The 26,742-nt window shown below is 29.5% G+C and carries 24 protein-coding genes; 5 read left to right on the forward strand and 19 right to left on the reverse strand.

Annotation, left to right across the window (positions count from 1 at the left end; genetic code table 11):
* Positions 1-4 precede the first annotated feature (4 nt).
* The 8 genes from CC89_RS11845 to CC89_RS11880 form a co-directional block, all read right to left on the reverse strand.
* Positions 5-601 (reverse strand): germination lipoprotein GerS-related protein, encoded by a 597-nt coding sequence (locus tag CC89_RS11845; protein WP_035292371.1) that lies wholly within the window; start codon positions 599-601, stop codon positions 5-7.
* A 63-nt stretch (positions 602-664) separates the two neighbouring features.
* Complete coding sequence (locus CC89_RS11850; protein WP_035292373.1) at positions 665-2,164, reverse strand: bifunctional ADP-dependent NAD(P)H-hydrate dehydratase/NAD(P)H-hydrate epimerase; 1,500 nt, start codon at positions 2,162-2,164, stop codon at positions 665-667.
* The gene (gene acpS, locus CC89_RS11855) at positions 2,145-2,540 is read right to left on the reverse strand and encodes a holo-ACP synthase (RefSeq protein WP_035292375.1); all 396 of its coding nucleotides are present in this window, start codon (positions 2,538-2,540) and stop codon (positions 2,145-2,147) included. The genes CC89_RS11850 and acpS overlap by 20 nt, the downstream gene beginning before the upstream one ends.
* 100 nt (positions 2,541-2,640) lie before the next feature.
* Positions 2,641-2,994 carry a DUF6514 family protein gene (locus CC89_RS11860; RefSeq protein ID WP_185750753.1) on the reverse strand — a complete coding sequence of 118 codons (354 nt, stop codon included), beginning with the start codon at positions 2,992-2,994 and terminating at the stop codon, positions 2,641-2,643.
* Positions 2,995-3,212: 218 nt separating this feature from the next.
* Positions 3,213-4,079: a hypothetical protein gene (locus tag CC89_RS11865; RefSeq protein ID WP_185750754.1), complete on the reverse strand. Its 867-nt coding sequence runs from the start codon at positions 4,077-4,079 to the stop codon at positions 3,213-3,215.
* A gap of 389 nt (positions 4,080-4,468) precedes the next feature.
* The gene (locus CC89_RS11870; RefSeq protein ID WP_035292378.1) at positions 4,469-5,560 is read right to left on the reverse strand and encodes a DUF58 domain-containing protein; all 1,092 of its coding nucleotides are present in this window, start codon (positions 5,558-5,560) and stop codon (positions 4,469-4,471) included.
* 12 nt (positions 5,561-5,572) lie between these two features.
* Positions 5,573-6,523 carry an AAA family ATPase gene (locus tag CC89_RS11875; RefSeq protein ID WP_035292379.1) on the reverse strand — a complete coding sequence of 317 codons (951 nt, stop codon included), beginning with the start codon at positions 6,521-6,523 and terminating at the stop codon, positions 5,573-5,575.
* Positions 6,524-6,728: 205 nt separating this feature from the next.
* Positions 6,729-7,184: a COG2426 family protein gene (locus tag CC89_RS11880; protein WP_035292380.1), complete on the reverse strand. Its 456-nt coding sequence runs from the start codon at positions 7,182-7,184 to the stop codon at positions 6,729-6,731.
* 744 nt (positions 7,185-7,928) lie between these two features.
* Here CC89_RS11880 and CC89_RS11885 point away from each other — a divergent pair.
* Positions 7,929-9,410, forward strand: coding sequence for an FAD-dependent oxidoreductase (locus CC89_RS11885; RefSeq protein ID WP_286161348.1), 1,482 nt, complete (start codon positions 7,929-7,931; stop codon positions 9,408-9,410).
* A 455-nt stretch (positions 9,411-9,865) separates the two neighbouring features.
* Positions 9,866-11,086, forward strand: coding sequence for a peptidase T (gene pepT / locus CC89_RS11890; RefSeq protein WP_035292383.1), 1,221 nt, complete (start codon positions 9,866-9,868; stop codon positions 11,084-11,086).
* A 484-nt stretch (positions 11,087-11,570) separates the two neighbouring features.
* On the opposite strand, the gene CC89_RS11895 is transcribed toward pepT, so the two are convergent.
* The 4 genes from CC89_RS11895 to CC89_RS11910 all read right to left on the reverse strand — a co-directional run bounded on the left by CC89_RS11895 (position 11,571) and on the right by CC89_RS11910 (position 16,244).
* A complete protein-coding gene (locus CC89_RS11895) occupies positions 11,571-12,848 on the reverse strand; it encodes an IS4 family transposase (RefSeq protein ID WP_035292384.1) in 1,278 nt (425 codons plus the stop codon).
* Between the two features lie 659 nt (positions 12,849-13,507).
* Complete coding sequence (locus tag CC89_RS11900) at positions 13,508-14,272, reverse strand: YihY/virulence factor BrkB family protein (RefSeq protein ID WP_051931749.1); 765 nt, start codon at positions 14,270-14,272, stop codon at positions 13,508-13,510.
* A 265-nt stretch (positions 14,273-14,537) separates the two neighbouring features.
* Entirely contained in the window at positions 14,538-15,599 is a 1,062-nt protein-coding gene (locus tag CC89_RS11905) for an RNA-guided endonuclease TnpB family protein (RefSeq protein WP_035292386.1), read from the reverse strand.
* A gap of 234 nt (positions 15,600-15,833) precedes the next feature.
* Positions 15,834-16,244: a hypothetical protein gene (locus CC89_RS11910; protein WP_035292387.1), complete on the reverse strand. Its 411-nt coding sequence runs from the start codon at positions 16,242-16,244 to the stop codon at positions 15,834-15,836.
* A 1,205-nt stretch (positions 16,245-17,449) separates the two neighbouring features.
* On the opposite strand from CC89_RS11910, the gene CC89_RS11915 reads away from it, so the two are divergent.
* The 3 genes from CC89_RS11915 to CC89_RS11925 are packed head-to-tail and all read left to right on the forward strand — an operon-like array spanning position 17,450 to position 19,777.
* On the forward strand, positions 17,450-17,821 hold the full coding sequence (locus tag CC89_RS11915; protein ID WP_035292389.1) for a GntR family transcriptional regulator: 372 nt from the start codon (positions 17,450-17,452) through the stop codon (positions 17,819-17,821).
* Between the two features lie 11 nt (positions 17,822-17,832).
* The gene (locus CC89_RS11920) at positions 17,833-18,735 is read left to right on the forward strand and encodes an ABC transporter ATP-binding protein (protein ID WP_035292391.1); all 903 of its coding nucleotides are present in this window, start codon (positions 17,833-17,835) and stop codon (positions 18,733-18,735) included.
* On the forward strand, positions 18,716-19,777 hold the full coding sequence (locus CC89_RS11925; protein WP_035292393.1) for a hypothetical protein: 1,062 nt from the start codon (positions 18,716-18,718) through the stop codon (positions 19,775-19,777). Before CC89_RS11920 ends, CC89_RS11925 begins: the two co-directional genes overlap by 20 nt.
* A gap of 89 nt (positions 19,778-19,866) precedes the next feature.
* Here CC89_RS11925 and galU read toward each other — a convergent pair whose 3' ends face one another.
* From galU to CC89_RS11960, 7 genes are all read right to left on the reverse strand, one after another.
* Positions 19,867-20,775, reverse strand: coding sequence for a UTP--glucose-1-phosphate uridylyltransferase GalU (gene galU, locus CC89_RS11930; RefSeq protein WP_035292395.1), 909 nt, complete (start codon positions 20,773-20,775; stop codon positions 19,867-19,869).
* Positions 20,776-21,238: 463 nt separating this feature from the next.
* On the reverse strand, positions 21,239-22,588 hold the full coding sequence (gene glmM / locus CC89_RS11935) for a phosphoglucosamine mutase (protein WP_035292397.1): 1,350 nt from the start codon (positions 22,586-22,588) through the stop codon (positions 21,239-21,241).
* Positions 22,589-22,942: 354 nt separating this feature from the next.
* Entirely contained in the window at positions 22,943-23,272 is a 330-nt protein-coding gene (locus CC89_RS11940) for a DUF2089 domain-containing protein (RefSeq protein ID WP_035292399.1), read from the reverse strand.
* A gap of 136 nt (positions 23,273-23,408) precedes the next feature.
* A complete protein-coding gene (locus tag CC89_RS11945; protein WP_035292401.1) occupies positions 23,409-24,122 on the reverse strand; it encodes a polymer-forming cytoskeletal protein in 714 nt (237 codons plus the stop codon).
* A gap of 253 nt (positions 24,123-24,375) precedes the next feature.
* A complete protein-coding gene (locus CC89_RS11950; protein ID WP_035292402.1) occupies positions 24,376-24,903 on the reverse strand; it encodes a 2-oxoacid:ferredoxin oxidoreductase subunit gamma family protein in 528 nt (175 codons plus the stop codon).
* 1 nt (position 24,904) lies between these two features.
* Complete coding sequence (locus CC89_RS11955; RefSeq protein WP_035292404.1) at positions 24,905-25,657, reverse strand: thiamine pyrophosphate-dependent enzyme; 753 nt, start codon at positions 25,655-25,657, stop codon at positions 24,905-24,907.
* The gene (locus tag CC89_RS11960) at positions 25,657-26,727 is read right to left on the reverse strand and encodes a 3-methyl-2-oxobutanoate dehydrogenase subunit VorB (RefSeq protein ID WP_035292405.1); all 1,071 of its coding nucleotides are present in this window, start codon (positions 26,725-26,727) and stop codon (positions 25,657-25,659) included. Before CC89_RS11960 ends, CC89_RS11955 begins: the two co-directional genes overlap by 1 nt.
* Positions 26,728-26,742: the final 15 nt, after the last annotated feature.

A 26,742-nucleotide genomic window follows, 5' to 3' on the forward strand; every position in this document is an offset into this window, starting at 1 on the left:
TATATTAATGCGTACAAAACTTCTTATAAAGTATGTTTACTTTTTCTTCATCCTTTTTATTATAAATTACTACCTTATATGGCTTTTTATCCTTGCAATCTAAGTATAAATTAACTTTACTTAAATTTCTGTTGTTGTAGGGCAGATCCATTATAACTACTAAATATTCATTGCCATCCAGTTTTTTATATTTATATTTGATTTTTTCATTATTATAAATAAGTTTAATATATTCGTCAATAAAACTTAATTTATATAAACTATCAAAACTTTCATCAATTGAATATTTTTTTTTGTTTTCTATATCCTTTATGCGTACTTTCTCTCCCTCATAAACCATCTGCCTCACGCCATTTATTTCTAATTTAGCAACTTCTCCTTTTACATATGTTTGTTTTCCTTTTAGCTGTATTTTTTGCCTAGAATTTATCGTGGTTATTTCTATATTTGTACTGTATTTATCAATGGCTTTTATTATATCTATAATTTCATTTTCCTTTTCTGTTTTTTTATTTCCACAGGCCGTTAAAGATAAAAGGAGAACCATAAATAATATTAAAGTAATTATTTTATTTGTGTTTTTAATATTTGTGCTTTTCATATTTTTCCTCCAAATAATACTATAATTAATTAATATTGTTTTGGAGAAATTAATATTCTATTTTTATTGTATTATTTCTTTTATTGCATAAGGAATATAATCCATTATATGCTTTGCATTTACACAAAACATCTTACTACTTAGTTTGTCTCCACAATATCCATGAATATATGCAGCTAAATACGTTGCTTCCAGTGAAGTATACCCTTGAGCTATAAATGAGGTTATTAATCCTGTTAAGCAGTCTCCCATTCCTCCGTTAGCCATAGCACTATTTCCTGTAGAATTTATAAATGTACTATTTCCATCAGTTATTACAGTATTATATCCCTTCAGTAATACTATTACGTTATTTTCTAATGCAAATTTTTTAGCAATAGCTATTCTATTTTCATTAATATCTTCTATATTTAATGCTGTAAGTCTAGACATCTCACCGGGATGAGGTGTAAATACTAAAGTATTGGAAGCTTCTTTTATTAGGTCCTTATGATTTTGAAGCACATTTATGGCATCTGCATCCACTACTATGGGACATTTAGAAGTTTTTATTATTTTTTCTAAAATACTTAAAGTCTCTATACTATTTCCCATTCCTGGACCTATAGCTATAGATTTTGCTCTAGATACTATCTCTTGTATTTTTTCCTTTTCTGTAAAATTCACAGTCATGGCTTCTGTAAGTTTACAACTAAGTATACTTTGAATATCTTTAGGACAAGCAAGTGTCACAAGACCCGTCCCACTTCTTACTGCTGTTTCAGCGCTTATATATGCTGCACCTGTAAAGCCTTCTGAGCCAGATATTATTAATGCTCTTCCAAAATCCCCTTTATTGGAATGTTTATCTCTAACTTTTATAGTTTTTTTAATAAAATCTTTATCTAAGATAAATTCACTTGGGCATATTTCTTCTATAACCTTTGAAGGAATTCCTATATTTTCTACAATCACCTGTCCAATGAATTTACTAGATGAATATTTTAAAAAACCACTTTTATAAATCTGAAAAGATACTGTCTTATGTGCCTTTACGCATATTCCCATTACTTGTCCATTATCTGAATTAATTCCTGAAGGTACATCTACAGAAAGAGTACATGGACTATTTTCATTTATTATTGATATAACCTGCTCATATATACCTTCAACTTTTCTTGTAAGTCCTGTTCCAAATAAACAATCTATAACCATTCCACTTGTACTTATACAGTTTCTGAGATAATCTAAATCACTTATATTGTTGATTTTTGATATTGTAATACCTAAATTAGATACTATACAATAATTTACCATACAGTCATGGGTTAATCCCTCAGTATTTCCTACTAAAAATACCTGAACTTTCTTTCCTTGAATATGCAGATGCCTTGCAATAGCAAACCCATCTCCTCCATTATTTCCTTTACCACATACTAATACAAAAGAATCTATTTCATTCATATCTATATTCTTTACTACTTTTAATGCGGCATTTTCCATTAAAACTATACCAGGTATTTTAATTTTTTCTATACATACCCTATCCATTTCTCTACTCGCTTTAGATGTGCCTATCCTCAAAATTATCCACCTCCCATACGGCGTAGGCTATAGCATTTTCTCTGCTATGAGATATGCTTAAATGCATTTTATATTTACCTTGTTTTTCTGCTATTTCTTTAGCTGGCTTTTTAAGCTCCACTATAGGTTTTCCTAACTCTGTATTCTTGATTATTATGTCCTTAAAAGAAAAACCTGTAAATCCTGTACCTAAAGCCTTAGACACTGCTTCTTTTGCTGCAAATCTTCCAGCTACATATTCATATCTTAAATTCCTATTTTTTAAGTATATTATTTCTTCTTCGTTAAATATTTTATATAGAAATAGCGAATTATCCTTAAGAATTCGTTCTATCCTAGATATCTCAACAATATCTATTCCTATGCCGGCTATCATCTACTGTCCACCTCACTATAGCATTGATAAAATTTATGCAAATAAATTTTACTAAATTTTTAAACAAAAATGAAGGAATATAATTTCCTTCATAAAAAAATTAATTAGCCAATATATTCTTTAGTTCACAATCAAAATCCTCTACACTGTAATCAACTTCCTCGCCTATTATATCTAAAAGGTGAATAGGTGACACTGTGTTTTCATATAGTATTTTCATTAGATTATGTACTTTATGCCTATATGGACTTATAGAAACTACACAATCTCTTTGTATATTAATTATTTCTCCATTTACTATATCCTGTCTTTCCACCTCTATGCCATAAGCTTGTACTTCTTCATTGCTTCCTCTAAAATGAATTGAGATTTTGTCTTTTACCAATCTGTAAGAATAAATTCGAGTTAAATCACCTTCTTGTAGTCGTCTAATAGCATTTTCTACTACAATCATTTAACTTCCCCCCATATTTTATTTGTTACTATATTATCACTGGCAGAGAAAAAATTGTGTCATTTTATAACAGTTGCAAAATTTTTTTTATCGTACTAAAGTGACATAAAACAAACTTTTTTCTTACAAACTTAGCATTTATCCTTGACAATTTTCAGAATATTCCATTAATTACTCTTTATTTTCCGTTTTCTTGTCGAAATTATTAAAAATTTATTTTATATTTTTTTCTTTACTTTAAAATAATTATTTTTAAATTCTTCTGCAGTTGTCTTTTCTATTTCATGATGTGAAAATTTCACCTCATTATATCTATCAGTAATGTACTTTAATTCCTCCCTTTTCACATTCCTATTTATAATTATAGAATTTTCTAATTGAGTAGCAGTCATATATTCATTGAACATTTCTTTTTCCTTAGAATCTATTTCTAATTCTCTATAAAAATGCCTTATCTTCTTTTTGGGATCTTTCCCGAAATAAATACTATTCATAAATCTATTTAAAATACTTTTTTTCTTCTTCTTTTCTTCAATTTCTATTTTTTCTTTTTCTTCACTTATTACATTTGCATTTTCTTCCTTAGATGAATAATAAATTAATTTCGATGCAATTTTATATACAACTATACATATTAAGGCAAATGTCAATATTTTTATAATAATTCTTATAAATGTCATATCTACATTAGCATAAGAAACAATTTCCTTAGTTTTTTTATTAACAATCTTTTTCTTTAAAGTTCCCTTTTCTGATACAATTTCTTCTCTAAAAAGAGATTTTAAAAAATTTAAGATCTCTGTATAGGGTTTATCTAATACAAACATTAACATCTTTATAACTACATTCACTACATAATCAAATACAGTTTTCAATAACATTAAACCTTTAAAAAATATGTGATAAAACTTTTCAATAGATAAACTAAAAATAAAAACGGCAGTTACCCCATCTATGATAAGCGACTTTTTATTTATTACATTGTAGTTATAATCTCTTATTTCTCTTAAATATATTATGCCTATAGTAAAATATATAATATAAAATCTAAAAAAGGTCTTATTGCTAATGTTTCCAAATATCATAGTAATTAGCCACAGCAGTATTATTATAAATAAGGATTTCCTAAATATTTCCCTACTAAAATAATAATTTACATGATTTTTTTCTAAATTATAGCTATATACAATTATAAACAATACATAGACATAATTTAGCGTAAAGGGAACAAAGCTTTTATAAAATAAAAAATTTACACCGAGCCATAATAAAGCTGGAAACCCTAAAGCTAGCCATTTATTATTCTTCTTATAATTTATATATTCCATTAAAAACACAGAAATTAGGAGATTAAAAAAAATAATACTACTTATATGCTTTTTAGTAATTATAAAACTCAAGGTAGACCAAACTATATAAGAAAACATTACAACTTCAATTGTAAATAAACATCTTATTCTCCTATACCAACTCATTAATATTTCTCACCTCTATACACTATTTTTTCTACTCCTCTTACTTCAGTTAAATCTCCTTTATCAGATACATCAATAATTTTTAAATTAATACCTTTATTTCTTAAAAAGAATATTATATTTTGATCTTCTTCAGTAAAAAATGAACTTATTATTACATAAGTGTTGTTAGGTTTAAAATATTTTATGTGCTTATTTAAAAAATCACTAAAACTGTTTTGTGGCATGTAATCCATTCTTGCGCATAATTCCAGTACATCTTTTAAGGAATTACAAGGAATAGTTGTGCTTTTAATGTCATTTGAATAACTAATTATATTAGCATTTGTCCACGCTGAAACTCGTATCCCTTCCTTTAAAGCAGTATCTGTTATAGAAACCGTAACTTTTATGGCTCTATCCACAGCTTCTTTATTTATATATCTCCAGTGGGTTTTATGACACTGAACATTTATTATAGTTATAAACTCTCTTTCAGATGTATAATCATATTCTTTAACCATCAGCTTGCTCATCTTTAAGCTAGATTTCCAATGTATATCCTTCATTCTATCTTCAACATTATATTCCCTTATGCCCTTAATATATAGAGGATCTTTATAAATCCATCTTTTTATTACAGCATCCCCTTGATGGCTTGTACTATCAAATTTTAGTTTTATAATATTGACTACCTTAGGATAAGCCACAATTTCCAGATAATTATCTATCTGTTTATCTGTAGTAAAAAATCCAAACATGTCTCCTACTACCATTTCTATTTTCCTTAAAAGATATACCCCCCTATGTGCTATAGGAATAGCATAGGTTTTCTTAATTCTTTCATAACCTCCTATAGAATACTGAGTTATATTTTTATAGTTTTTATTAAATACTTCGTAAGGCAGTTCTTCTTTTACAAGCATGAAGAATATAGGCATTCTTTTTTTATTTTCTATTATTATGGAAACTTTAACTTCTTCACCTTCTACCACAGAGTTCTTATCTACTTTTCTGTATAATGATAACTTATAAAATCCCTTGTTTTTAGTGAAATCTGATATACCATACACTAGAATTATTATAAATAAAAATATTAAAAAAGATATCATTTTAAACCACCTCTATACCTCTTCTAAAGGCGTTTTTACAGTATTTAAGATTTCTTCCACTATGTACTCACCCTTATTATCCATAACACTATTTTCACTTTTTAATACTAGTCTATGTGTTATAACAGGTGCTGCCATGGCCTTTACATCTTCAGGTGTAATATAATCTCTTCCATTTATAGCTGCATGAGCTTGACTGCCCTTCATAAGAGCTAGAGTTGCCCTTGGTGAACATCCCACCTCTACTCTGTCGTGTTTTCTAGTAGCAATTATTATATTTAATATATACTCTCTCATTTCATCGCTTACATACACTTTAGTATAATTATCCTGTACATAGCATATATCCTCCATTGTTACCACTGACTCCAATTGATCTATTGGGTCCTTTTCTATAAATCTATCCATCATTTTCTTCTCGTCCATATATTCTGGATAACCCATGGATAATCTTATAAAAAATCTATCTAATTGAGCCTCTGGAAGAGGAAATGTTCCAAACTGTTCTATAGGATTCTGCGTTGCCATTACAAAGAAAGGTCTACTTAGTTTTATAGTATTTCCTTCCACAGTAACTTGTCTTTCTTCCATGCTCTCTAATAATGCTGATTGAGTTCTAGGGGTTGCCCTATTTATTTCATCTCCCAACACAAACTGACTTAATATAGGACCTGGTTTAAACTGAAACTCTTGCTCTTTTGCATTATAGTAATAAATTCCCGTCATATCAGAAGGAAGCAAATCTGGCGTAAACTGTATTCTTTTAAAAGAACAATCCATTGATTTAGATAGTGCCTTTACTAGTTTTGTTTTACCAACACCAGGTACATCTTCTAAGAGTACATGCCCTCCACATATAAACGAGACTATTATTTTATCTATTTTATCTTCTTTCCCCACTATAACTTTACTTACATTGTCATTTACTTTTTTTCTAAACTCCTTAAAAACCTCCACGTTCATTTGACTATCCCCCTAAAATTAAGAATTTATTTTATTATATAAAAACCGCATATTATCATTATAACACTTTCATAATTATTTTAAAAATAACACAATACAACTTACTGCATTTTGCACATTTTATAACCCATTTTACAAATAAAAAAACTACCATCGACACAAGCAACAGTAGTTCTGCAAACTAAACTATAAAATAATCTAATTATTAATATCCTAGCACAGCAGGTATTGTTAAAGAAAGTATAGTTATTAGGGTAGCTGATATAATTGCTCCTATTACTGCACATATAAAGGACTTCTTTTTATCTAATTTCAAAAAGGCTGCTACAGCACTGCCTGTCCACAATCCTGTAGTTGGAAGTGGTATTCCTATAAATATAATAAGTCCTAGTTCTTTATATTTTTCCATCTTATCAGTATTTTTATTAAGCTTTTTCTCAATAAATTTATTTATTCCTGAAAATATTTCATATTTTTTCATCCAGTCAAATATAGCATTAAATAGCAATAGTATAAACGGCACAGGAAGCAAGCTTCCTAATAAACTTACTATAAAAACCACAAAAGGATTCATGTGATATTTTATTATCCCTAAGGGAATAGCTCCTCTTTGTTCTACTATAGGCACTGCTGACCAAAATATTACTTTTAGTAAATTCATTCTTTATCTCCTTATTGTGTAATATTATATCAATTTCAAACTACATTATATATTAGTATTAATATTTTTTCTATTAAAATATTATGATTATCCCACAATAAGTATTACATTGCTTGAATTATGAAATTTCTCTGGAATGAGTTGCATAAGAAGCGAAGGAACTATTTAAATTTAATTTTAGAAATTCTTCTTTTAGACAGATAAAATTATCGTAAGCCTGGCAAGGACGCCAGGCTAGCGAACCTGAGGCAGGACGCTGAATGTGAGCGTTAGATAATTTTATATGGCTAAAAGATTAGAATTTCTTAAATTAAATTTATTGTTCCTAGCTCTTATGCAAGTCATGGAGGAGAAATTTCATAATTCCATTACATTCTACCTTATTGTGGGTTAATCATTTTATTAATTAGTTCCGTAAAACTAAAATATAATTAAATATAAACGAATTTCTAAGTTTCAGACGTCATTTTACTACACCTAAAATTTAAAAATTAATTTTCATAAGGATAATTTTCATTCCTCTATAAACTACAAATATCACTATAGCTATTTATCCAATAAACTATTTTTTCAAATGAAATTCTTATAACAGTTTAATTACTTGCTTTACATTTGCAAAAGGAAATATTATATTAACTAATAATAATTAAAAATTAGCATTGAAATTTATCCTAAAATATGAAAGAATATTATTATGATTTATATATTATATACTAGTATATATTTTAGAAAGGAGCTATTAATATGATTAAAAAATGGGTATGTACAGTATGCGGTTATATTCACGAAGGGATAACCCCTCCAGATATATGTCCTCTTTGCGGAGTTGGTCCTGAAATGTTTCAAGAAATAGCGCAATCATCTGTAAATAGTGAAGAAAAAGAAGATATGAAAATATGGGAATGCACAATTTGCGGCTATATATTCGAAGGAACACAGCCTCCTGAATATTGTCCTATTTGTGGTGTTGGACCTGAGTTATTCCAAGAAGTAAAAAAATCTTCCCATACTTCTAATGAAAAAGATGCAAAATTCACTTCAAATTCAAAAGACAATATTGTAATAATAGGAAATGGCATAGCAGGAATCTCCTCTGCTAAGTCTATAAGGCAGCGTAACACAAATTGTGAAATAACTATTATATCTGCTGAAAACTATATAACCTACTACAGACCACAACTTACAGGTTTGATAGGCGCCTCTGTAGATGAAAATAAAATATATATATATAATGAGCAGTGGTATAAAGATAATAATATACAACTTAAACTAAATACTAAAGTAAATTCAGTAAATATCGCTTCTCATTCTTTAATTTTAAACTCCGGAGAAGAATTAATCTATGATAAACTAATACTAGCAAATGGTAGTAACAGCTTCATTCCACCTATACCTGGCAATAACAAAAAAGGGGCCTTTACATTAAGAAGTTTAAAGGATTTAATGGATATTAAAAATTATATTAAAGTAAATTCTTGCACCAAAGTTTCTATAATAGGTGGTGGCCTCTTAGGATTAGAAGCCGCTGAAAGTTTCCAAGAGCAAGGACTTAAAGTAACTATTCTAGAAAGATCACCTAGACTTTTAACAAGGCAGCTAGATGATAAAGGCTCTAAATTATTTGAAGATATAGTTGAAAACTCTGGCATAAAAGTATTAAAAAATGCAAACGCTGAAGAAGTGTTAGGTGATACTAAAGTTACTGGACTTAAGTTATCTAATGGCGAGATCTTAGATACAGACTTGGTTTTATTCTCTGTGGGAATTACACCCAATATAAATTTATTTAAAAACACAACCCTAGAAATGAACAGAGGGGTTATAGTAAATGAACAAATGGAGACAAATATAAAGGATGTTTATGCTTGTGGAGATATAGCTGAACTAAATGGATTAGTTTTTGGTACTTGGACTGCTGCAGAACAAATGGGATCTACTGCTGGTGCCAATTGTTTAGGAGATAATTTAATATTCAAAAACTTTGTTTCATCCACTATATTACAAGCTTTTAACACTACAGTATTCTCCTGTGGAAATGTAAATGACGATGAAACCAACTCTACAGTTGTACTAAACAATCCTGTTAAGAAAATTTATAAAAAACTGTTTTTTAGAGATGAAAAAATAGTTGGTTGTATATTAATAGGCGATTCTTCGAAATCTATAAATATTATCAACTATATTAAAGAAGAAAGAAAGATAAATGATATAATAAATACTTTCTAATATTCACGTTTTGTTGCAATCTTGTTGTGTTTTGGCAAGATTGCTTTCATTTTTAATATTTTATATAATTGAATGATTAACCCACAATAAGCATTACATTACCTGAATTATGAAATTTCTCTGGAGTGACTTGCATAAGAAGCGAAGGAACTATTTAAATTTAATTTTAGAAATTCTTCTTTTAGACAGATAAAATTATCGTAACCCTTAAAAGGACGCCAGGCTAGCGAACCTGAGGCAGGACGCTGAATGTGAGCGTTAGATAATTTTATATGGCTAAAAGATTAGAATTTCTTAAATTAAACTTATTGTTCCAAACTCTTATGCAAGTCATGGAGGAGAAATTTCATAATTCCATTACATTCTACCTTATTGTGGGATAATCATTGAATTAGAAATAGAAAAATAGTATAATAACTTTATATTGTAAAAATTATGCATAAGGAGATGAATTTATGTCAAAAGTTGTTGAAAGATTTTTAAAATACATAAAGTATGACACAAAATCAGATGAAGATTCCAATACTGTACCAAGTACTAGCAAACAATTATTACTTGCTAAAGATTTAGTAGAGGAATTAAAGGCTGTAGGTTTACAAGATGCTTCCATGGATGAAAACGGATACATAATGGCTACATTGCCATCAAATTTAGAAAAATCCGTTCCTACTATTGGTTTTATAGCACACATGGATACTTCTCCAGAAATATCTAGTGAAAATGTCAATGCTCAATTTGTAGAAAACTATGACGGTGGAGATATTGTATTAAACAAAGAAAACAATATAGTTCTTTCTCCATCTGAGTTTCCAGAACTAAAAAATTATATAGGGAAAACCCTTATAACTACTGATGGAACAACTCTTTTGGGTGCTGACGACAAGGCAGGTATTGCTGAAATAATGTCTGCTGTAGAATATTTAGCAGCTCATCCTGAAATTAAACATGGAACCATCAAAGTTGGATTTACACCAGATGAAGAGGTTGGAAGAGGCGCTGACCACTTTGACGTTAAAAAATTCAATGCAGACTTTGCTTACACTGTAGATGGTGGAGACATTGGAGAATTAGAGTACGAAAACTTCAATGCTGCTGGCATAAAAATTAAAATTTCTGGAAGAAATGTTCACCCTGGTTCTGCAAAGAACAAAATGATAAACTCTGCACTTATCGGCACTGAACTTGTAAGTATGCTTCCAACCGTTGAAACTCCGGGACACACTGAGCACTATGAAGGTTTCTATCATTTATGTTCCTTCCAAGGTGATGTAGAGGAAACCAAACTTTCATTTATAATAAGGGATCACAATAGAGAAATATTTGAGCAAAGAAAAATCAACATGGAGAAAATAGTTGAAGAGCTAAATAAAAAATATGGCAATATCATACACTTAGAAATTAAGGATCAATACTACAATATGAAAGAAAAAATAGAACCAGTTAAACATATAGTAGATACTGCCTACAAAGCTATGAAAGAAGTAGGTGTAGAGCCTATAGTAGTTCCTATTAGAGGAGGTACAGATGGTGCTAGACTTTCTTTTGAAGGTCTTCCAACTCCAAACTTATTTACTGGTGGACACAATTTCCATGGTAAATTCGAGTATATTCCAACTTTCGCTATGGAAAAATCAGTAGAAGTAATTCTTAAAATAGTAGAACTATACACTAAATAAGAATATTGTGAAGCAAGTGCCGTAAGAAAAATCACACTTTAAGTCCGTGAAATAATTGTAATTTGGGACTAATCACAATACGCTAAGAACTTCTACATGTTTGCAGATTTCAATTCCCGTTAAGAAACCTTCTTGTTTGAGGGACGCAAGGAGCGAGTTAAGGTTTTAGGAAATTGAAATCTGCAAACATAAGAAGTTCTAAAGCTAGTTCCATAGTCCCAATTCCAATTTTTTCACTCCCTTAAAGTGTGATTTTTCGGTTCATGCATAAGCTATCTATGGGGGAATACAGCTAACTACAAGTTAATATTCAATAATATGGAATATTAACTTGCGATTTTTATTTTATTGGGTTAATTTATAAAATATTAAAATAAGACTTGTTTTAGACTTATTTTTTTGTATGACAAATAAATCCTGATAACTGTCAAAATTTTTGTACAAACATGAAATAGGATTCTTGTTAAAGGCTATTTGTTTAAAGCTACAGACTACGTTTTTTATTTTTCTTATACTTTCCTCTTGCAATTCTTTTGATGCGAGGATTTTGTCTATTAGGTCTTATGGGAATGCTACTTTTTGAAACCTTTTGCATGATTTCTTTATAAATCTTATTTCTTTTTCTTGGACTTTCTTCAAGATACATCATTATAAGCTTATCTTTTAAGCTGCCTATTAAAATATTTAAGTTTGTCTTATATTCATACTTTGTTTCTTTATTTTCTCTTTCAACTCTTGCTATTTCATCACTATCTTTACGTGCCAATTCAATCATATTTGACAGATAAATAGAAGCATAGAAATCCTGCTCTATTGCTATTTTAGTTGTACCTGTAAAGTTTTCTATTTCAAGTCGATTTTTTAATTCATCATATTTTATCTCTATGCCCCATCTTTTAAAATATAATTCTTTAAATTCTTGAATTTTCATAGATTCATCAAATAAATTAGTTACTAAAACTTCTTCAGTTCCTGAGTCAAGATAGAATTTTATAACTCTAACTTTATATGTTTTTTTATCATGTGTAATTTCTATTATTTGATCCTGCTTTTCTACATTAATTTTTTTCTTGAATACATTATTTTTTAGTCTCATGACAAAATAAATATTGCTTTCAATCAACGTAGACATCAGCTCAATACTTGGGTATCCCCTATCAAATAATATTAAGTCCTTTATTGAAGAAACTTTTTTCATTTCAGAAATTAATTCTAATGCTATTTTTCTTTCAGAAGTTTCAAAACGATATATTTTACTTTTTATAACAATTTTATTTAGCACATCAAAGAGACATGAAGCACTTGCGCGAGCAATGGCTACGCTGGTGTGCTGATTCTTTGCATATCCAAACTCATTTCTCAAGGTTTCTGTATTAGGTAACTCTATTGTAGTACCATCAATGGCAGTTAATCTGTATCCATTCCAAAGCTTGTATTCATCACATTCTTCATAAATAACATCTACTATTTTATCATTTAGCTCAATAAATGCATTAGGATTAATTTTTTGCCTGTTTTCTGAAAAAGCTTGTTTTGAAATTGTATCTTTTCTTTTCAAAATCACTTCAAAAAAATTGTTTAATTCTACTTGTAAAGACTTGTTTATCATATTTAGCATAAATAGCATTGTTTCTTTAAATCCCATTTTTCCTGCCCTCGTAAAGTATGATGGACTTGTTCTATTCGAACATTTAAATATATAGTCCTCAATCATTATTTTACTTTGTAACATGGCTTTTTTAAAGCTTTTTTTTAATTTCATTTTTATCACCTTTAATCATTAGAAATACACAAAATTTATGTGCTCTTTTTGATTATTTGTGATAATTTTAAAATGTAAAGTGTTTTTGAAAGGAGTTTTTTACTTTTTATTACATTTTAGCTTGATGACATTGGGCGTGAGCCTGTTGATTTATAATGAATGATCGTCATATAGGTTAAAAAACATAAATATGTATTATAATAACAAATTCTAACATCTAGAAACTATAACCTAGTACTAAAAAACATTTGATGACTAGGGAGTAAACGAAAGGCTTCGCCCAAAAAAATATTATGAGCGCTTTCTCATTTATTTACAAATTAAAGATTTTCCATAGCGTAGCGGAGGAAAATCATCCTTTAGTAGGCCATCTCCCCTAGAAGCAATGTACGCATGAACTGAAAAATCTGTCTAGGTAACAATAAATATATTTTCTTAGACTATTGAGCTAGCCTTAGAAATTCTTTGTTTTCAAATTTCAATACCCGTTAAGAAGCTTTCATTGTTTGAGCGCCGTCAGAAGCGAGTTTGAAAGCTTTAGGGTATTGAAATTTGAAAACATTGGAATTTTTTGGCGTACTGCGAACAGTCTAAGAAAATATATTTATTGTGGACTTAAAGACAGATTTTTCTTATGGCACTTACTTCACAATATATTCTTATCTTGATTTTTTGTTGTAGGAGAGTACTGCATTAAGTTCTCCGCCAATTAATATTATAACAGAAGTTATATAAAGCCATAAAATTATCACTATAACTGCCCCTATACTTCCATATACTCTAGAATAATTATTAAAATTGTTCACATAATAAGAAAACAATAAAGACGATATTAACCAGCCTAAAGCAGTAAAAGTAGCTCCAGGCATCACTTCTTTCCACCCCATCCTTTTACTAGGTATAAAATGATACATAGCTGCAAAAGTGAATATCATAAATATAACCATTACTACATATCTAAGAGAATTCCAAAAATAAAAAAAGTTGTTCGTAAACCTAAACCATTTATGTATATATTCACCTAACACATCTCCAAATATTATCAATAAAAATGCACTCATTATAATTAATATTAAAGCAAAAATACATAAGACTGATATACCAAATACTCTCCAATAAGGCCTTTTTTCATCTTCATCATATGCTCTATTGAGACCTCTTATTACTGCTCTAAAACCTGTAGAAGATGCCCATATAGTACCTATTAAACCAAAAGATAATAGATTTCCTTTCCTATAATCTACAACTTCAATAACTGTAGATTTTACTAACTCAAATGCATTTTGAGGCAATATAAGTTGTATACTAGTTAATACGGCTTCACTACTCACAGAGCTATATCCAACTATGGTAAGTAAAAATATTAAAAATGGGAAAAAAGATAATATAAATCCATATGCTAGTTGAGCTGGTTCTAAAAACATGTACAAATGTACTCATATTAGATAATTCGCACTTATCACACCTTATGGTGGCTTAAAGTCTTGGATGTACCAGTTCGTAAAATCTTTTAAATCTTTTAACTTAAAATTATTTACTATCCTACAACCGTATTTTAAAATTTTACAATGAAAGAATTATTTAACCCTCATTTCTGATAAAATGCATGCTCTATTTTCATAGGGTACATACATTTGTGATTAAATATTCTTTTATATTTATATCAATTTAAATTAACGGCAATTTAAATTAACTAACTCTATTTTCTAAAATCTCTTTAACTTTTTTATAATTTGTATATAACGTAATTTCTTTATCATATTTTCTTTTTAATATATTTTTGCTTGCATTAGTATCAGAATGAATTTCACCACATTTAGGACAAGTAAACACATCACCATCTCTTTTACCAAAACTTCCACATACATTACAAACTTTGCTTGTATAAGCTGGATTAATATAAGTATATTTAATACTATTGTAATCACACTTATACTCTAGCCTTTCTCTTATATACCCCTTTATCCACCTTGATAATTTACGTTTTACTGATTTAGGATACCTATCATTCCAATTAACAAAATCTAGATTTTCCATAACTATTTCAGTAGGCTTTTCTCTATTTATTAATCCATTTAGTGAATAATTTATATAAGATTTAACAGTTTGGTCATGCTTCTTTTTATTGTGATTATATTTTACTTTACCTAAGTTATTTTCTTTTATGGTGTTAGCTTTCTCAATATTATTTTGTTCTAAATATTGATTGTATAAAGCCCAAAACCTATTTCTATTTTCATTAACTTTATTTAATCTTTCAGTTTCCTTATTAAGATAATTATTAAGATTTTCACCATAAAATTCATCGCTTGATACTGCAAATAAATACCTATAACCTTTATCTATTCCTATAATATTTTCTTTATTGTGATTTACCTTTGTTTTAATTTTTAAAGGACAGTGAATTTCTATTTTATTATCTATTCTTTTAACTGTCATAGTCCTATCATATTGATTATTATCGGTTAATTTAATAGATAATCTTTTGCCTTTCTTAGTAGATGTAATATTTATACATCCATCTTTATACCTATATAAACCGGTATCAATAGAAAATACTCTTCCGCTTTTAGAATATGGTATCTGTCCTTTATATCTTCTTGTATATCTTTTAATAAGACTATTAAGATATTTATAATTTAAGTCTTTATCCTTAAATATTTTAGGAATTTCAAAAGATTTATTCTTTAATACTTTATAATAATAATCATTGAATTTAAGGATATAATTTATATAATGATTAACCCACAATAAGCATTACATTACCTGAATTATGAAATTTCTCTGGAGTGACTTGCATAAGAAGCGAAGGAACTGTTTAAATTTAATTTTAGAAATTCTTCTTTTAGACAGATAAAATTATCGTAAGCCTGGCAAGGACGCCAGGCTAGCGAACCTGAAGCAGGACGCTGAATGTGAGCGTTAGATAATTTTATATGGCTAAAAGATTAGAATTTCTTAAATTAAATTTATTGTTCCAAACTCTTATGCAAGGCATGGAGGAGAAATTTCATAATTCCATCGCATTGTACCTTTTTGTGGTTTAATCATATAATGCCTATCTTCATTTGATAAATTATTATTTGCTTTACATTGTTCTTTAACTCTATTCTTGATATTAGTCCACTCAGCTTTAATATTTCCAAAAGCTTCGCTTAAAGCTAATTTCCAATATCTCGCAGGTAATTTCCATTGTTGTGCAAATTCTGTTTTTACCCACTCATCTCTTATTTGTCTATCTTTTTTTAATAATGGGATACTATTAATTCCGCTATATCTTGAATATACATAGTTCTTCACATTTCTATATTTGCTTCCTATAAATGATAATTCTTTTATTATATTATCATCTAATTCATAGGAATATTGTTTTACTGTTTTAATAATAGTACCCATTATTATTCACCTCGCTTGTATACTATACTTTTATATTATATAATATACCCATCCTAGCTCTTTCATTTGCGACATTATAAAAATAATGCACTTATTTTATAAGGTGATTTTTTTTAATTAAGGTTACTATTCCAAAACAAATTAATGAACAATTGAAAATTAAAGTTTAATAAAGAACAACATTTTGTAAATAATTACGTTTATACTTTAATTGTTAAAGATTTAAGAAATAAATAAATTATAGAATTTTAAAATACGGTTGTTTTAATAAATTATCTAATGCACATTTGTATTGTTTTTAGAGTGTTCACATAAGGTCGTTACTCCTATGCAGTTCTTTTATCCGATGACTACCTGCCGTAACACTCCCACTTCTAACAAAGTGGGAGATAACGGCAGCTACGTCCCTGGATAACGATCTCTAACCTTCAGTTGGAGTAAAAACTCCATCTGAAGCTAAGAGCTCTGTTTATGAACTTCTTATACTTTCATATAAGCACAGACTATATCACAATCCTAATTATTTAGGACCCTCCCCATTTCCCCTCACTTGAAGGTACGAGATTACTCTCTAGTCGTTGAGCCTTTTCCTTTTCGGAACTTGGTTGCTGATTACCCATTGTCACAGTGTTTAGGATTTAACCTTGCACTATCTACATTATTTTTTCTACTTTCGTCACCTTCACGCTTAGACTTATTTCATTCTTACGTTGTGGTTAATGTAGCTTTAGGGACTTCCAGCAGTTAAAGGAGTTTTGGATGTTTTTTTAACACCACTCTACACTCTTTACGAATGTAGGGAGCTTTTTAATAAAATATATACATTTAACTTTGATTGTCTACACATGTTTATATTTTATACAACTATTAGTTGCTCCTAATGCCAATATATCATCATCTACTATTCTCTTTATTAACATAGTTATATCTTCAAGCAATTTGATTCGTCCTTTCTATTTACTACCATAGGCAGTTTATTTAACGTAACTATATATATATTATAACCATTTTACATTATATATTCAAATAATGGAAATTTGTTTGTTTATTCCTATGATTAAACCACAAAAAAGTACCATGTGGTGGAATTGTGGAATAATCATTTTTTATGTCTTATTGACTTAATAAGAAATAAGTGGTAAATTATAAGTGTGCTATATAGCATAGTACACTTAATACACATATGAAATTATGGAGGTGAAAATTTGATTCAAATTAATAGCAAAAGTAGTACTCCCATCTATAAACAAATTATAGATAATATAAGGGAAAATATTCTAAAAGGCATACTAAAACCAGGAGATAAGCTTCCTTCTGTACGAGAACTTTCTACTATGATTACTGCCAATCCAAACACAATAGCTAAAGCTTATAAGGAATTGGAGAGGAGTAAAAACATAGAGGTTATACGGGGAAAGGGAACTTTTGTAGCAGAAAACTACACTCCTTCACCCACAGATGATAAATTAGAAGAATTAAAAGAACTTATGAAAAAGATAGTAATAGAAGCTCATTACATGGGTTTAGATAAAAATTATTTAATTGACCTTTTAAGTAATATATATGAAGATTTTTAGGGGGTGTTCACGTGATAGAAATAACTAATCTCTATAAAAATATAGGGAAAAATGAAATATTAAAAAATATAAATTTGAAAGTTCCAAAAGGAAGTATCTTTGGACTTATTGGTGAAAATGGCGCTGGTAAAACCACTTTAATTAAATGCTTAACGGGTATATATAAGGTGGATAGTGGTACTGCTCTTATAAATAATGAAGATATTTTTGAAAATGTAGAAGTTAAGAGTTGTATTGGATATGTTTCTGATGAAAATTCCCTTTTATCATATTTTAAAGTAAAAGAACTTTTGGAATTTTACAATATGACTTATACTAAATTTTCTATAGAAAAATTCAATAAACTAAATAATATATTCAAAATACCTATAGAAAAAAGAATAAGAGAACTTTCTAAGGGAATGAAAACTAAAGTTTCTTTAATGCTTAGTTTAAGTATCAATCCTAAAGTTTTAATTTTAGATGAGCCTACCACAGGACTAGATCCATTGGCTAAAAAAGATTTTATGAATATGCTTATGGATGAAGTTGCTGAAAATGAAACTACAGTATTTATATCTTCTCACAATCTAGCTGATATAGAGAGAATTTGTGACAATATTGCCCTGATAAAAAATGGTGAAATTATATTATCTTCATCCTTAGACAACATTAAAGAGAAAACAAGAAAGGTTCAAGTAATATTTAAAAATAGTGAAAAAGCTATTGATGTTATAAAAAGTTGGAGTAGTATTTTGAATTTTAAAAATGTAGGTAGAGTTTATTATTTGGTAACTAATGATTTTTCTCAAAAGTTTCAAGAAGATTTAGAAAATCTAGGTGTAGAATTTATGGAATTTTTAGATTTAGACTTAGAAGAAATATTCATATGTTCAGTGGAGGATGGTGATAAAAATGAAATTCAAGCTAAATAAATCACTGTTATACAAGGATTGGAAAACTACCAAATGGGTGGCTATGCTCATGTTCTTTTGCATATTATACACTAAACTTTTCAAACTTATGACTGCATTAAACTTACAGAAATCATATTTAACACAACATGGCCAAATGTTTACCGTAAGATGGTTTAATAACTCCTTATTGTATGGTTCTTTATACTTTGTAGCTATGATAGCTCTTGTATGCCTATTGAGTTTAGCTTTATTTTTAAATGAAAAAAGCACTCAATCCTATGGTTTAATTTTTTCAATGCCTTTTACTAAAAAAGATATTATTAAAAATAAATGGTTCTTAGGAATTGTTATTATAATTGGAATTTTCCTTATAAATGCCATATTGATATCTTTCTTTTATCTAGCTAATTTAAAGTGGATAAATACTTCTTTAAACCCATTTTCCGATATATTAAAGTGGTTTATTATGGATTCAACTGTGTATATATTACTTTTCACTGTATTCTTATTCTTTCAAACTATTATGGGAAATGTTGTATTTTCCAGTATTACATGTGCACTAACTCTCTTAGTACCTAGATTTTTAATATTAATAATATCTGATATACTTAGAATTTCTTTTAACCTTGCTTGTGACGGTAAACTACTTGTTAAACTTAATGATATAGGAAATTATTTGTATATATACAACTATAATTTTGCTAATAACCAATGGTATAACACCAATGCTAAAAATGCATGTGATGTATACCAAATCCTCTCATACCCAAATTTATCATTAAAACTATTAATATGTTGGATTTTAATTATTCTATTCTTTGCATTGTCTTTATACTGTTTTTCTAATAGAAAATTAGAGTTCAATAATAAAATAGTATGTAACTCAAAATTAGAAACAGTTTTTAAGTGGTGTGTTTCCATATGCGCTGGACTTATGGTAGGTGCTTTCGTAGGACTTGGTTATTTTAATGAAAATATAGCTGTGTTCTCTTTATCTGCAATTTTATCCGCTATAGTTGCATATTATATATTGAATAAAGTTATTAAGGCAATGGCATAATATGCTAAATAAAGATGAAGTGTTTTATATATTTACAAACACTCCATCTTTATTAATAACAAAATTTACGCTTCCTTATTATTTAGCGCTTACTTATTATTTAGCGTTTCCTCATAAATTTCTTTAAATTTAGGATTATCCTTTATGCTCAATAAATACTTCATAAAATCAGCTTTTAATTCATCCCTCTTTAATGCATACTCCACTGTAGCTTCTAAAAATCCTAGCTTATCCCCTACATCATATCTTCTTCCTTCAAAATTATAAGCATACATGGCCTCCTCTTTTACAAGGGTTCTTAGGGCATCTGTAAGCTGTATTTCTCCGCCTTTACCTGGTGCTGTATTCTGTAATATATCAAATATTCTAGGAGTTATTATATATCTTCCCAGTATAGCTACATTAGATGGAGCTTCTTCTTTTTTAGGCTTTTCAATTAAATCCTTCACTTTATAAACCCTATCTTCTATATGCATTCCTTTCACTATACCATATTTTGATACATCATTATAGTCTACTTCCTGTACACCTAAAATGCTTGTTTTATACTCGTTATAGCAATCTATAAGTTGTTTTAGACATGGTTTATCACTATCTACCACATCGTCTCCAAGCATAACTGCAAAAGGCTCATTGCCTACAAAAGTTTTAGCACAGTTTATAGCATGACCTAGTCCCTTAGGTTCTTTCTGCCTTATATAATATATATTAACCATGTTAGTTATATCTCTAACCATTTCAAGTGTTTCTTCTTTACCTTTTTTCTCTAATTCATTCTCTAATTCTACAGATTTATCAAAATGATCCTCTATGGCCCTTTTATTACGTCCAGTTATTATTAATATTTCTTCTATACCAGAAGCCACCGCTTCTTCTATTATGTATTGAATAGTAGGCTTATCTACTATAGGAAGCATTTCCTTAGGTTGTGCCTTTGTGGCAGGCAAAAATCTAGTGCCCAATCCCGCTGCGGGAATTATAGCTTTTTTAACTTTCATACAAATCTTCCTCCTTAGTCCTATAGTTTGTGCTATAGATTTTATTTTATATACACAATTACCACATAATCCTATTTTACCACATTTACGGCTTTTTAACATATAGCTATCTAATAATGTAATTATATTCGTATCTGCAATTGATAATATATAATTCAACTTTCGCAGTTGAAAAATAAAAATATAAAATTTAAAATGAAGAATAAAGCCCTTTTAGAAACTAACTATAATTTAAATTTAAAAATTAAAAACAAAACCTCCGGTAATTTATGTCCAGTGTACAAATACTAAAAATTCAACAAACCATATAACATTCAATCTCCATCTATATTCTTACTATAGATGAAGTACTTTATACATATATATAAACAGGATACTTAAATATCTACTTTTAAGTATCCTGTTAGTGAATTCTCTCCCTTTGCTCATGCTGAAGTGGAGCTTCCTAATTTAAATCTCTATATTAACTATTTGCTTTTTCTTCTATTAACTTAGCAAGATTATGTGCAAGTTCATCTAATTCCTTTTGATTTTTTCCCTCAAGCATAACTCTTACAAGTGGTTCTGTTCCTGAAGGTCTTATAAGTACTCTTCCACATCCATGTAATTTTTCTTCTATAGCCTTTATTTCATCTATTATTTCCTTGTCTTCATTATATACATTCTTTTTATTATTTGGTACTGTAGCATTAGCTAATACCTGTGGAAGCTCTGTCATAGCTGAAGCTAATTTTGAAAGAGTTTCTCCACTTTCCTTAACTATTTTTGAAATTTGAAGTCCTGTTACAAGTCCATCTCCTGTAGTATTATAATCTAAGAATATAATATGTCCTGATTGTTCTCCGCCTAATTTATATCCTTCCTTAAGCATTTCTTCTAAAACATATCTATCTCCAACTTTAGTTTTAACTGTAGATATATTAGCTTCTTTTAATGCTATATCCAATCCTAGATTACTCATTACTGTTACTACTACTACATCGTTGTCTAATTTTCTTTGCTCCTTTAGGTATTTTCCGCAAATGGCCATTATGAAATCTCCATTTATAAGGTTTCCTTTTTCGTCTACTGCAAGACATCTATCCGCATCACCGTCAAAGGCAAGTCCTAAGTGGCATCCTTTTCTAACTACGTAATCCATAAGCTCTTCCGGATGAGTTGAACCACAGTTTTTATTTATATTGACTCCATCTGGATCATTGTTTATAACTACTACTTCTGCACCTAATTCTCTAAAAGTCTCCACAGCTGTTTGGAAAGATGCTCCATTAGCACAATCCAATGCTATCTTCATTCCCTTTAAATCTCCATCTATGGTAGACTTTGCAAATTCTATATAATCTTCTAAAGCAGATTCCTCTACTATTTTTCTCCCCAAATTTTCTCCAGTAGGAAGTGGTACTCCCCCCATATTATTCTCTATAACAGATTGTATCCTGTCTTCTAATTCATCCTTTAGCTTATATCCATTTCTATTGAAGAATTTTATTCCATTGTATTCTACTGGGTTATGTGATGCTGATATCATTACCCCTGCATCTGCTTTATATTGTCTTGTTAAATAAGCTATAGCTGGTGTTGGTACGATACCCACACATATTGCCTCCGCTCCTACAGATAGTATTCCTGCTACTAAAGCAGATTCTAACATATCGCCAGATATTCTAGTATCCATTCCTACTAATATCTTTGGTTTATGAGCTCCTTCAGTTAAAACATATGCTCCAGCTCTACCTAATTTATACGCTAGTTCTGCTGTAAGTTCACTATTAGCAACACCTCTTACACCATCCGTTCCAAACATTCTACCCATTCTTTTCTTCCTCCACTCTATACAAAATCTATAAAATGATTATCCCACAAAAAGTATTACATTACCTGAATTATGAAATTTCTCTGGAATGACTTGCATAAGAAGCAAAGGAGCTGTTTAAATTTATTGTTCCGAGCTCTTATACAAGTCATGGAAGAGAAATTTCATAATTCCACTACATTGTACCTTTTGTGATTGAATCATAAAATTAATCAATTTATTTTTGAACATAACTTTATTATATTATACTTATAAATTTATAACAACTATTTATATCTATCCATTTCATCTAGCTTTTTATCATGTTAATTTTTTCGTAAAAAAACCCCAAACAAATTATAGTTTGGAGTTTTTTTAAACCTCATCTGAATTAATTATATTGATTAATTCTCTTTTATCGCACTTTATTTTTTTGTCTACAGTATATCCCAATGCAGATATAACGTCGTCTAATTTAGCTCTGACTGTAGGATAGGATATTCCTAATTCTTTCTCTACATCTTTTATATTACCTCTACACTTTAAAAAAACTTCTATAAAATCTTCTTGTTCTTTATTTAAATAGGCAAATTTAGATAAATGAAATTCATTTTGTATTATAGTACCACAATTTTTACATTCCAATCGTGTCACCGAAAGATTGTTGTTACATACGGGACATCTACTTATAACTTTGTGAATCATATACTCACTCCTTTCATTTTTCTTAGCCCTTCATATTCTTAGATATAGCTATAATACACATTAATATATTTATTATATAGGTTTAAATAAAAAATTCAAGTATAAAATATATACTTATTATATACATTTTGTATTTTTACACTTCTTTAATGTTCAAAACCTTTGAATTAGAATCTACTTTTACTTTTTCAGTATACTCTAAAGTATCTATTTCACAGTCTTCTCCAATATAAACATTTTTTCCCCTAACTGTATTAGCAACAGTGTTTTCTAAATGTATATTGTCTCCTTCTATAATCTCTGCAAAAAGCTTTCTTTTAATAAATAAGTTTAAGAAAGCAAAACCTCCTATTTCACTATTTTTAATGCTTATATTTTCTCCACCTATTTCCTTAACTGTACACTTCCCTCCTATATCTACTTCTATATTCTCTCCATTTAACAAACCTGCTATTTCAAAATTTCCACTAGCTTTAAATCTCTCTACTTCACAATCTTTTCCTATGTGCATTCCCCCGGATATTTTAACTTCTTCCCCATACAGACTTCCATCTATTTTACTGCTTCCAGAAATAGACATGTATCTTCCCTTGAGATCTCCTAGTATATGAGAAGAGCCTGATACTTTTAAATTTTCACATTCTAATGAGCCAATTATTTTTGATGATCCACTTATGCTATAATTCTTAGTTTTTACATTGCCTTCTATTTTAGCTGAGCCACTAATTCTAATGTCCTTGCAATTAATATCACCTTGAACCTTTCCCGAACCTGATATACGCACTTCATTATAATCTCCACCACCTATAGAACCTGAGCCTGATATACTTAAATCCCTTTTATTCTCCATGCTCTCACCCCTCCTAATATGTTAATATTAAATATTCTCCTTCCAGTTATAATATTCCTTTTATTATAACGAAAACTTATTAACTTAACATTATATTCTTATTAAGGCACATTCAAATAAATAACAAGTCAGTATGCTAGTCTGTTTTGCGTCATATAATAAAAAGACTAAAGGTTTAACTCCTTTATTTAAGTAAGAGTTAACTCCCTTAGTCTTTAAGTTTCTTATATGAATGTGCCTAATTACTAACGCTTTATTTAGCGTATTCTGCACCTTTTTCTAATGCAGCTTTATTTACTTCATAGAATTTTTCTTTACCATGAGCTTTAAGCGCTGCTAATAATTCTTCCATAGAAACTATACCAGTCTTTTTAACAAGTGCTCCTAAAAGAATCATGTTAGCTATTTTTTTGCTACCTAATTTTTCTGCTTCAGATTGAGCAGGTATCTTTATAACTTCTATATCTTTTCTTTCAGCATCTCTGTTTACTAAGTCGCTGTCCATTATTAATAATCCACCTTTAACCATACTTTCTTCAAACTTATCTAAAGATGGTCTATTCATAACTATAACAGAACTTGGTTCCGTAACTATAGGTGAGCCTACTGGTTCTTTTGATAATATAACAGAACAGTTTGCTGTACCTCCACGCATTTCTGGTCCATAAGAAGGAAGCCATGAAACATTTAAGTTAGCATCCATACCAGCATAAGCTAGGAATTTTCCCATAGAAAGTATACCTTGTCCTCCAAAACCTGCAAATATAACCTCTTGTGTCATACTATTTCACCTCCTCAGTAGTAGAGTCTTTTTTAACTCCTAGTGGATAATATGGCATCATATTATCTCTTAACCACTGCATAGCTTCTTTAGGTGATAATCCCCAGTTAGTTGGGCATATTGATAAAACTTCTATTAATGAGAAACCTTTTCCTTCTAATTGATTTTGGAAAGCTTTCTTTATTGCTTTTTTAGCTTTTATTACATTTGGAACACTGTCTACTGAAACTCTTTCAACATAGCAAGCACCTGTTAAAGTAGATATCATTTCTGATACTCTTATTGGATGACCAGCTAAATTTACATCTCTTCCATAAGGAGTAGTTTCTGTAACTTGTCCTGGTAATGTAGTTGGAGCCATTTGGCCGCCAGTCATTCCATATATACAGTTATTTACGAATATAGTAGTTACATTTTCTCCTCTTGTAGCAGCATGTACTATTTCAGCAGTTCCTATAGCTGCTAAGTCTCCATCACCTTGATATGTGAAAACTACCTTATCTGGATTAGTTCTTTTTATTCCTGTAGCTACAGCTGGTGCTCTTCCGTGAGCTGCTTCAAACATATCACATGCAAAATAATCATATGCAAGAACTGAACATCCTACTGGAGCTACTCCAATAGTCTTGTCCACTATGCCTAATTCATCTATAACTTCTGCTACTAGTCTATGAATAACTCCATGAGTACATCCTGGACAGTAATGTGTAGGCACATCTAATAACGCTTTTGGTGGTTGAAATACTACCTTCATTATTTTACACCCCCTACAATTTCCTTAACCTTTGCTAGTATATCTTCTGGATGAGGAACCATTCCACCAGTTCTTCCGTAGAAATCTACTGGTTTTCTGCCATTAACAGCAAGTCTTACGTCCTCAATCATTTGTCCACAACTCATTTCAACTGATAAGTATCCATGTTTTGTGTTATTTACAGTCTTTTCAAAAGCTTCGTTAGGGAATGGCCATAATGTTATTGGTCTTACAAGTCCTAATTCTATTCCTTGTTCTTTAGCTGCCTTTATAACATTTTTACATATTCTTGATGTAGTACCATATGCAACTATTATAAGGTCTTTTTCCCCTTCACAATTGTATAATTCATATTTAACTTCATTGTTTTCTATTTCTGAATATTTCTTTTGTAGTTTTATGTTGTGTTGCTCTAAGTCTTCTGATTTTAAGTACAATGAATTTATTACATTGTGATCTTTTCTTCCTTGTAATCCATTAGCTGCCCAAGTTTTCTCTGGTAAATTTCTTGCTGTTCTTTCTTTGAATTCAACTGGTTCCATCATTTGACCAAGCATTCCATCTCCCATTACCATACAAGGAGTTCTATACATATCTGCTACGTCAAAAGCTTCTTGAATTAAATCTACCATTTCTTGTATTGAAGAAGGTGCAAATACTGGTAATCTGTAATCACCATGTCCGCAACCTTTAGTTGCTTGGAAGTAGTCTGATTGAGCTGGTTGTATACTTCCAAGTCCCGGGCCTCCTCTTACTATATTTATAATAACGCATGGAAGTTCTGCTCCTGCAATATACGATATTCCTTCTGCTTTTAAGCTTATTCCAGGACTGCTTGAAGATGTCATGCATCTTACTCCAGTACCTGCAGCACCATATACCATATTTATAGCAGCTACTTCACTTTCTGCTTGTATAAATACTCTGCCTATTTTAGGCATTTTTCTAGACATATATGCAGCTACTTCTGTTTGTGGTGTTATTGGGTATCCAAAGAAAGCTTTACAGTTAGCTTGTATTGCAGCTTCAGCTATAGCTTCATTACCTTTCATTAAAACCTTTTCTCCCATTGTCTTTCCCCCCTA

Origin of the sequence: Clostridium sp. KNHs214, from assembly GCF_000744935.1 — a bacterium.
GTDB lineage: Bacteria > Bacillota > Clostridia > Clostridiales > Clostridiaceae > Haloimpatiens.

Excerpts from the sequence above, each read along its gene's own strand:
- CC89_RS11845 (WP_035292371.1), bottom strand. The coding sequence starts at position 601 with ATGAAAAGCACAAATATTAAAAACACAAATAAAATAATTACTTTAATA.
- acpS (WP_035292375.1), bottom strand. The coding sequence starts at position 2,540 with ATGATAGCCGGCATAGGAATAGATATTGTTGAGATATCTAGGATAGAA.
- CC89_RS11860 (WP_185750753.1), bottom strand. The coding sequence starts at position 2,994 with ATGATTGTAGTAGAAAATGCTATTAGACGACTACAAGAAGGTGATTTA.
- CC89_RS11865 (WP_185750754.1), bottom strand. The coding sequence starts at position 4,079 with ATGATATTTGGAAACATTAGCAATAAGACCTTTTTTAGATTTTATATT.
- CC89_RS11870 (WP_035292378.1), bottom strand. The coding sequence starts at position 5,560 with ATGATATCTTTTTTAATATTTTTATTTATAATAATTCTAGTGTATGGT.
- CC89_RS11875 (WP_035292379.1), bottom strand. The coding sequence starts at position 6,523 with ATGAACGTGGAGGTTTTTAAGGAGTTTAGAAAAAAAGTAAATGACAAT.
- CC89_RS11880 (WP_035292380.1), bottom strand. The coding sequence starts at position 7,184 with ATGAATTTACTAAAAGTAATATTTTGGTCAGCAGTGCCTATAGTAGAA.
- CC89_RS11885 (WP_286161348.1), top strand. The coding sequence starts at position 7,929 with ATGATTAAAAAATGGGTATGTACAGTATGCGGTTATATTCACGAAGGG.
- pepT (WP_035292383.1), top strand. The coding sequence starts at position 9,866 with ATGTCAAAAGTTGTTGAAAGATTTTTAAAATACATAAAGTATGACACA.
- CC89_RS11895 (WP_035292384.1), bottom strand. The coding sequence starts at position 12,848 with ATGAAATTAAAAAAAAGCTTTAAAAAAGCCATGTTACAAAGTAAAATA.
- CC89_RS11900 (WP_051931749.1), bottom strand. The coding sequence starts at position 14,272 with ATGTTTTTAGAACCAGCTCAACTAGCATATGGATTTATATTATCTTTT.
- CC89_RS11910 (WP_035292387.1), bottom strand. The coding sequence starts at position 16,244 with ATGGGTACTATTATTAAAACAGTAAAACAATATTCCTATGAATTAGAT.
- CC89_RS11925 (WP_035292393.1), top strand. The coding sequence starts at position 18,716 with ATGAAATTCAAGCTAAATAAATCACTGTTATACAAGGATTGGAAAACT.
- galU (WP_035292395.1), bottom strand. The coding sequence starts at position 20,775 with ATGAAAGTTAAAAAAGCTATAATTCCCGCAGCGGGATTGGGCACTAGA.
- glmM (WP_035292397.1), bottom strand. The coding sequence starts at position 22,588 with ATGGGTAGAATGTTTGGAACGGATGGTGTAAGAGGTGTTGCTAATAGT.
- CC89_RS11940 (WP_035292399.1), bottom strand. The coding sequence starts at position 23,272 with ATGATTCACAAAGTTATAAGTAGATGTCCCGTATGTAACAACAATCTT.
- CC89_RS11945 (WP_035292401.1), bottom strand. The coding sequence starts at position 24,122 with ATGGAGAATAAAAGGGATTTAAGTATATCAGGCTCAGGTTCTATAGGT.
- CC89_RS11950 (WP_035292402.1), bottom strand. The coding sequence starts at position 24,903 with ATGACACAAGAGGTTATATTTGCAGGTTTTGGAGGACAAGGTATACTT.
- CC89_RS11955 (WP_035292404.1), bottom strand. The coding sequence starts at position 25,657 with ATGAAGGTAGTATTTCAACCACCAAAAGCGTTATTAGATGTGCCTACA.
- CC89_RS11960 (WP_035292405.1), bottom strand. The coding sequence starts at position 26,727 with ATGGGAGAAAAGGTTTTAATGAAAGGTAATGAAGCTATAGCTGAAGCT.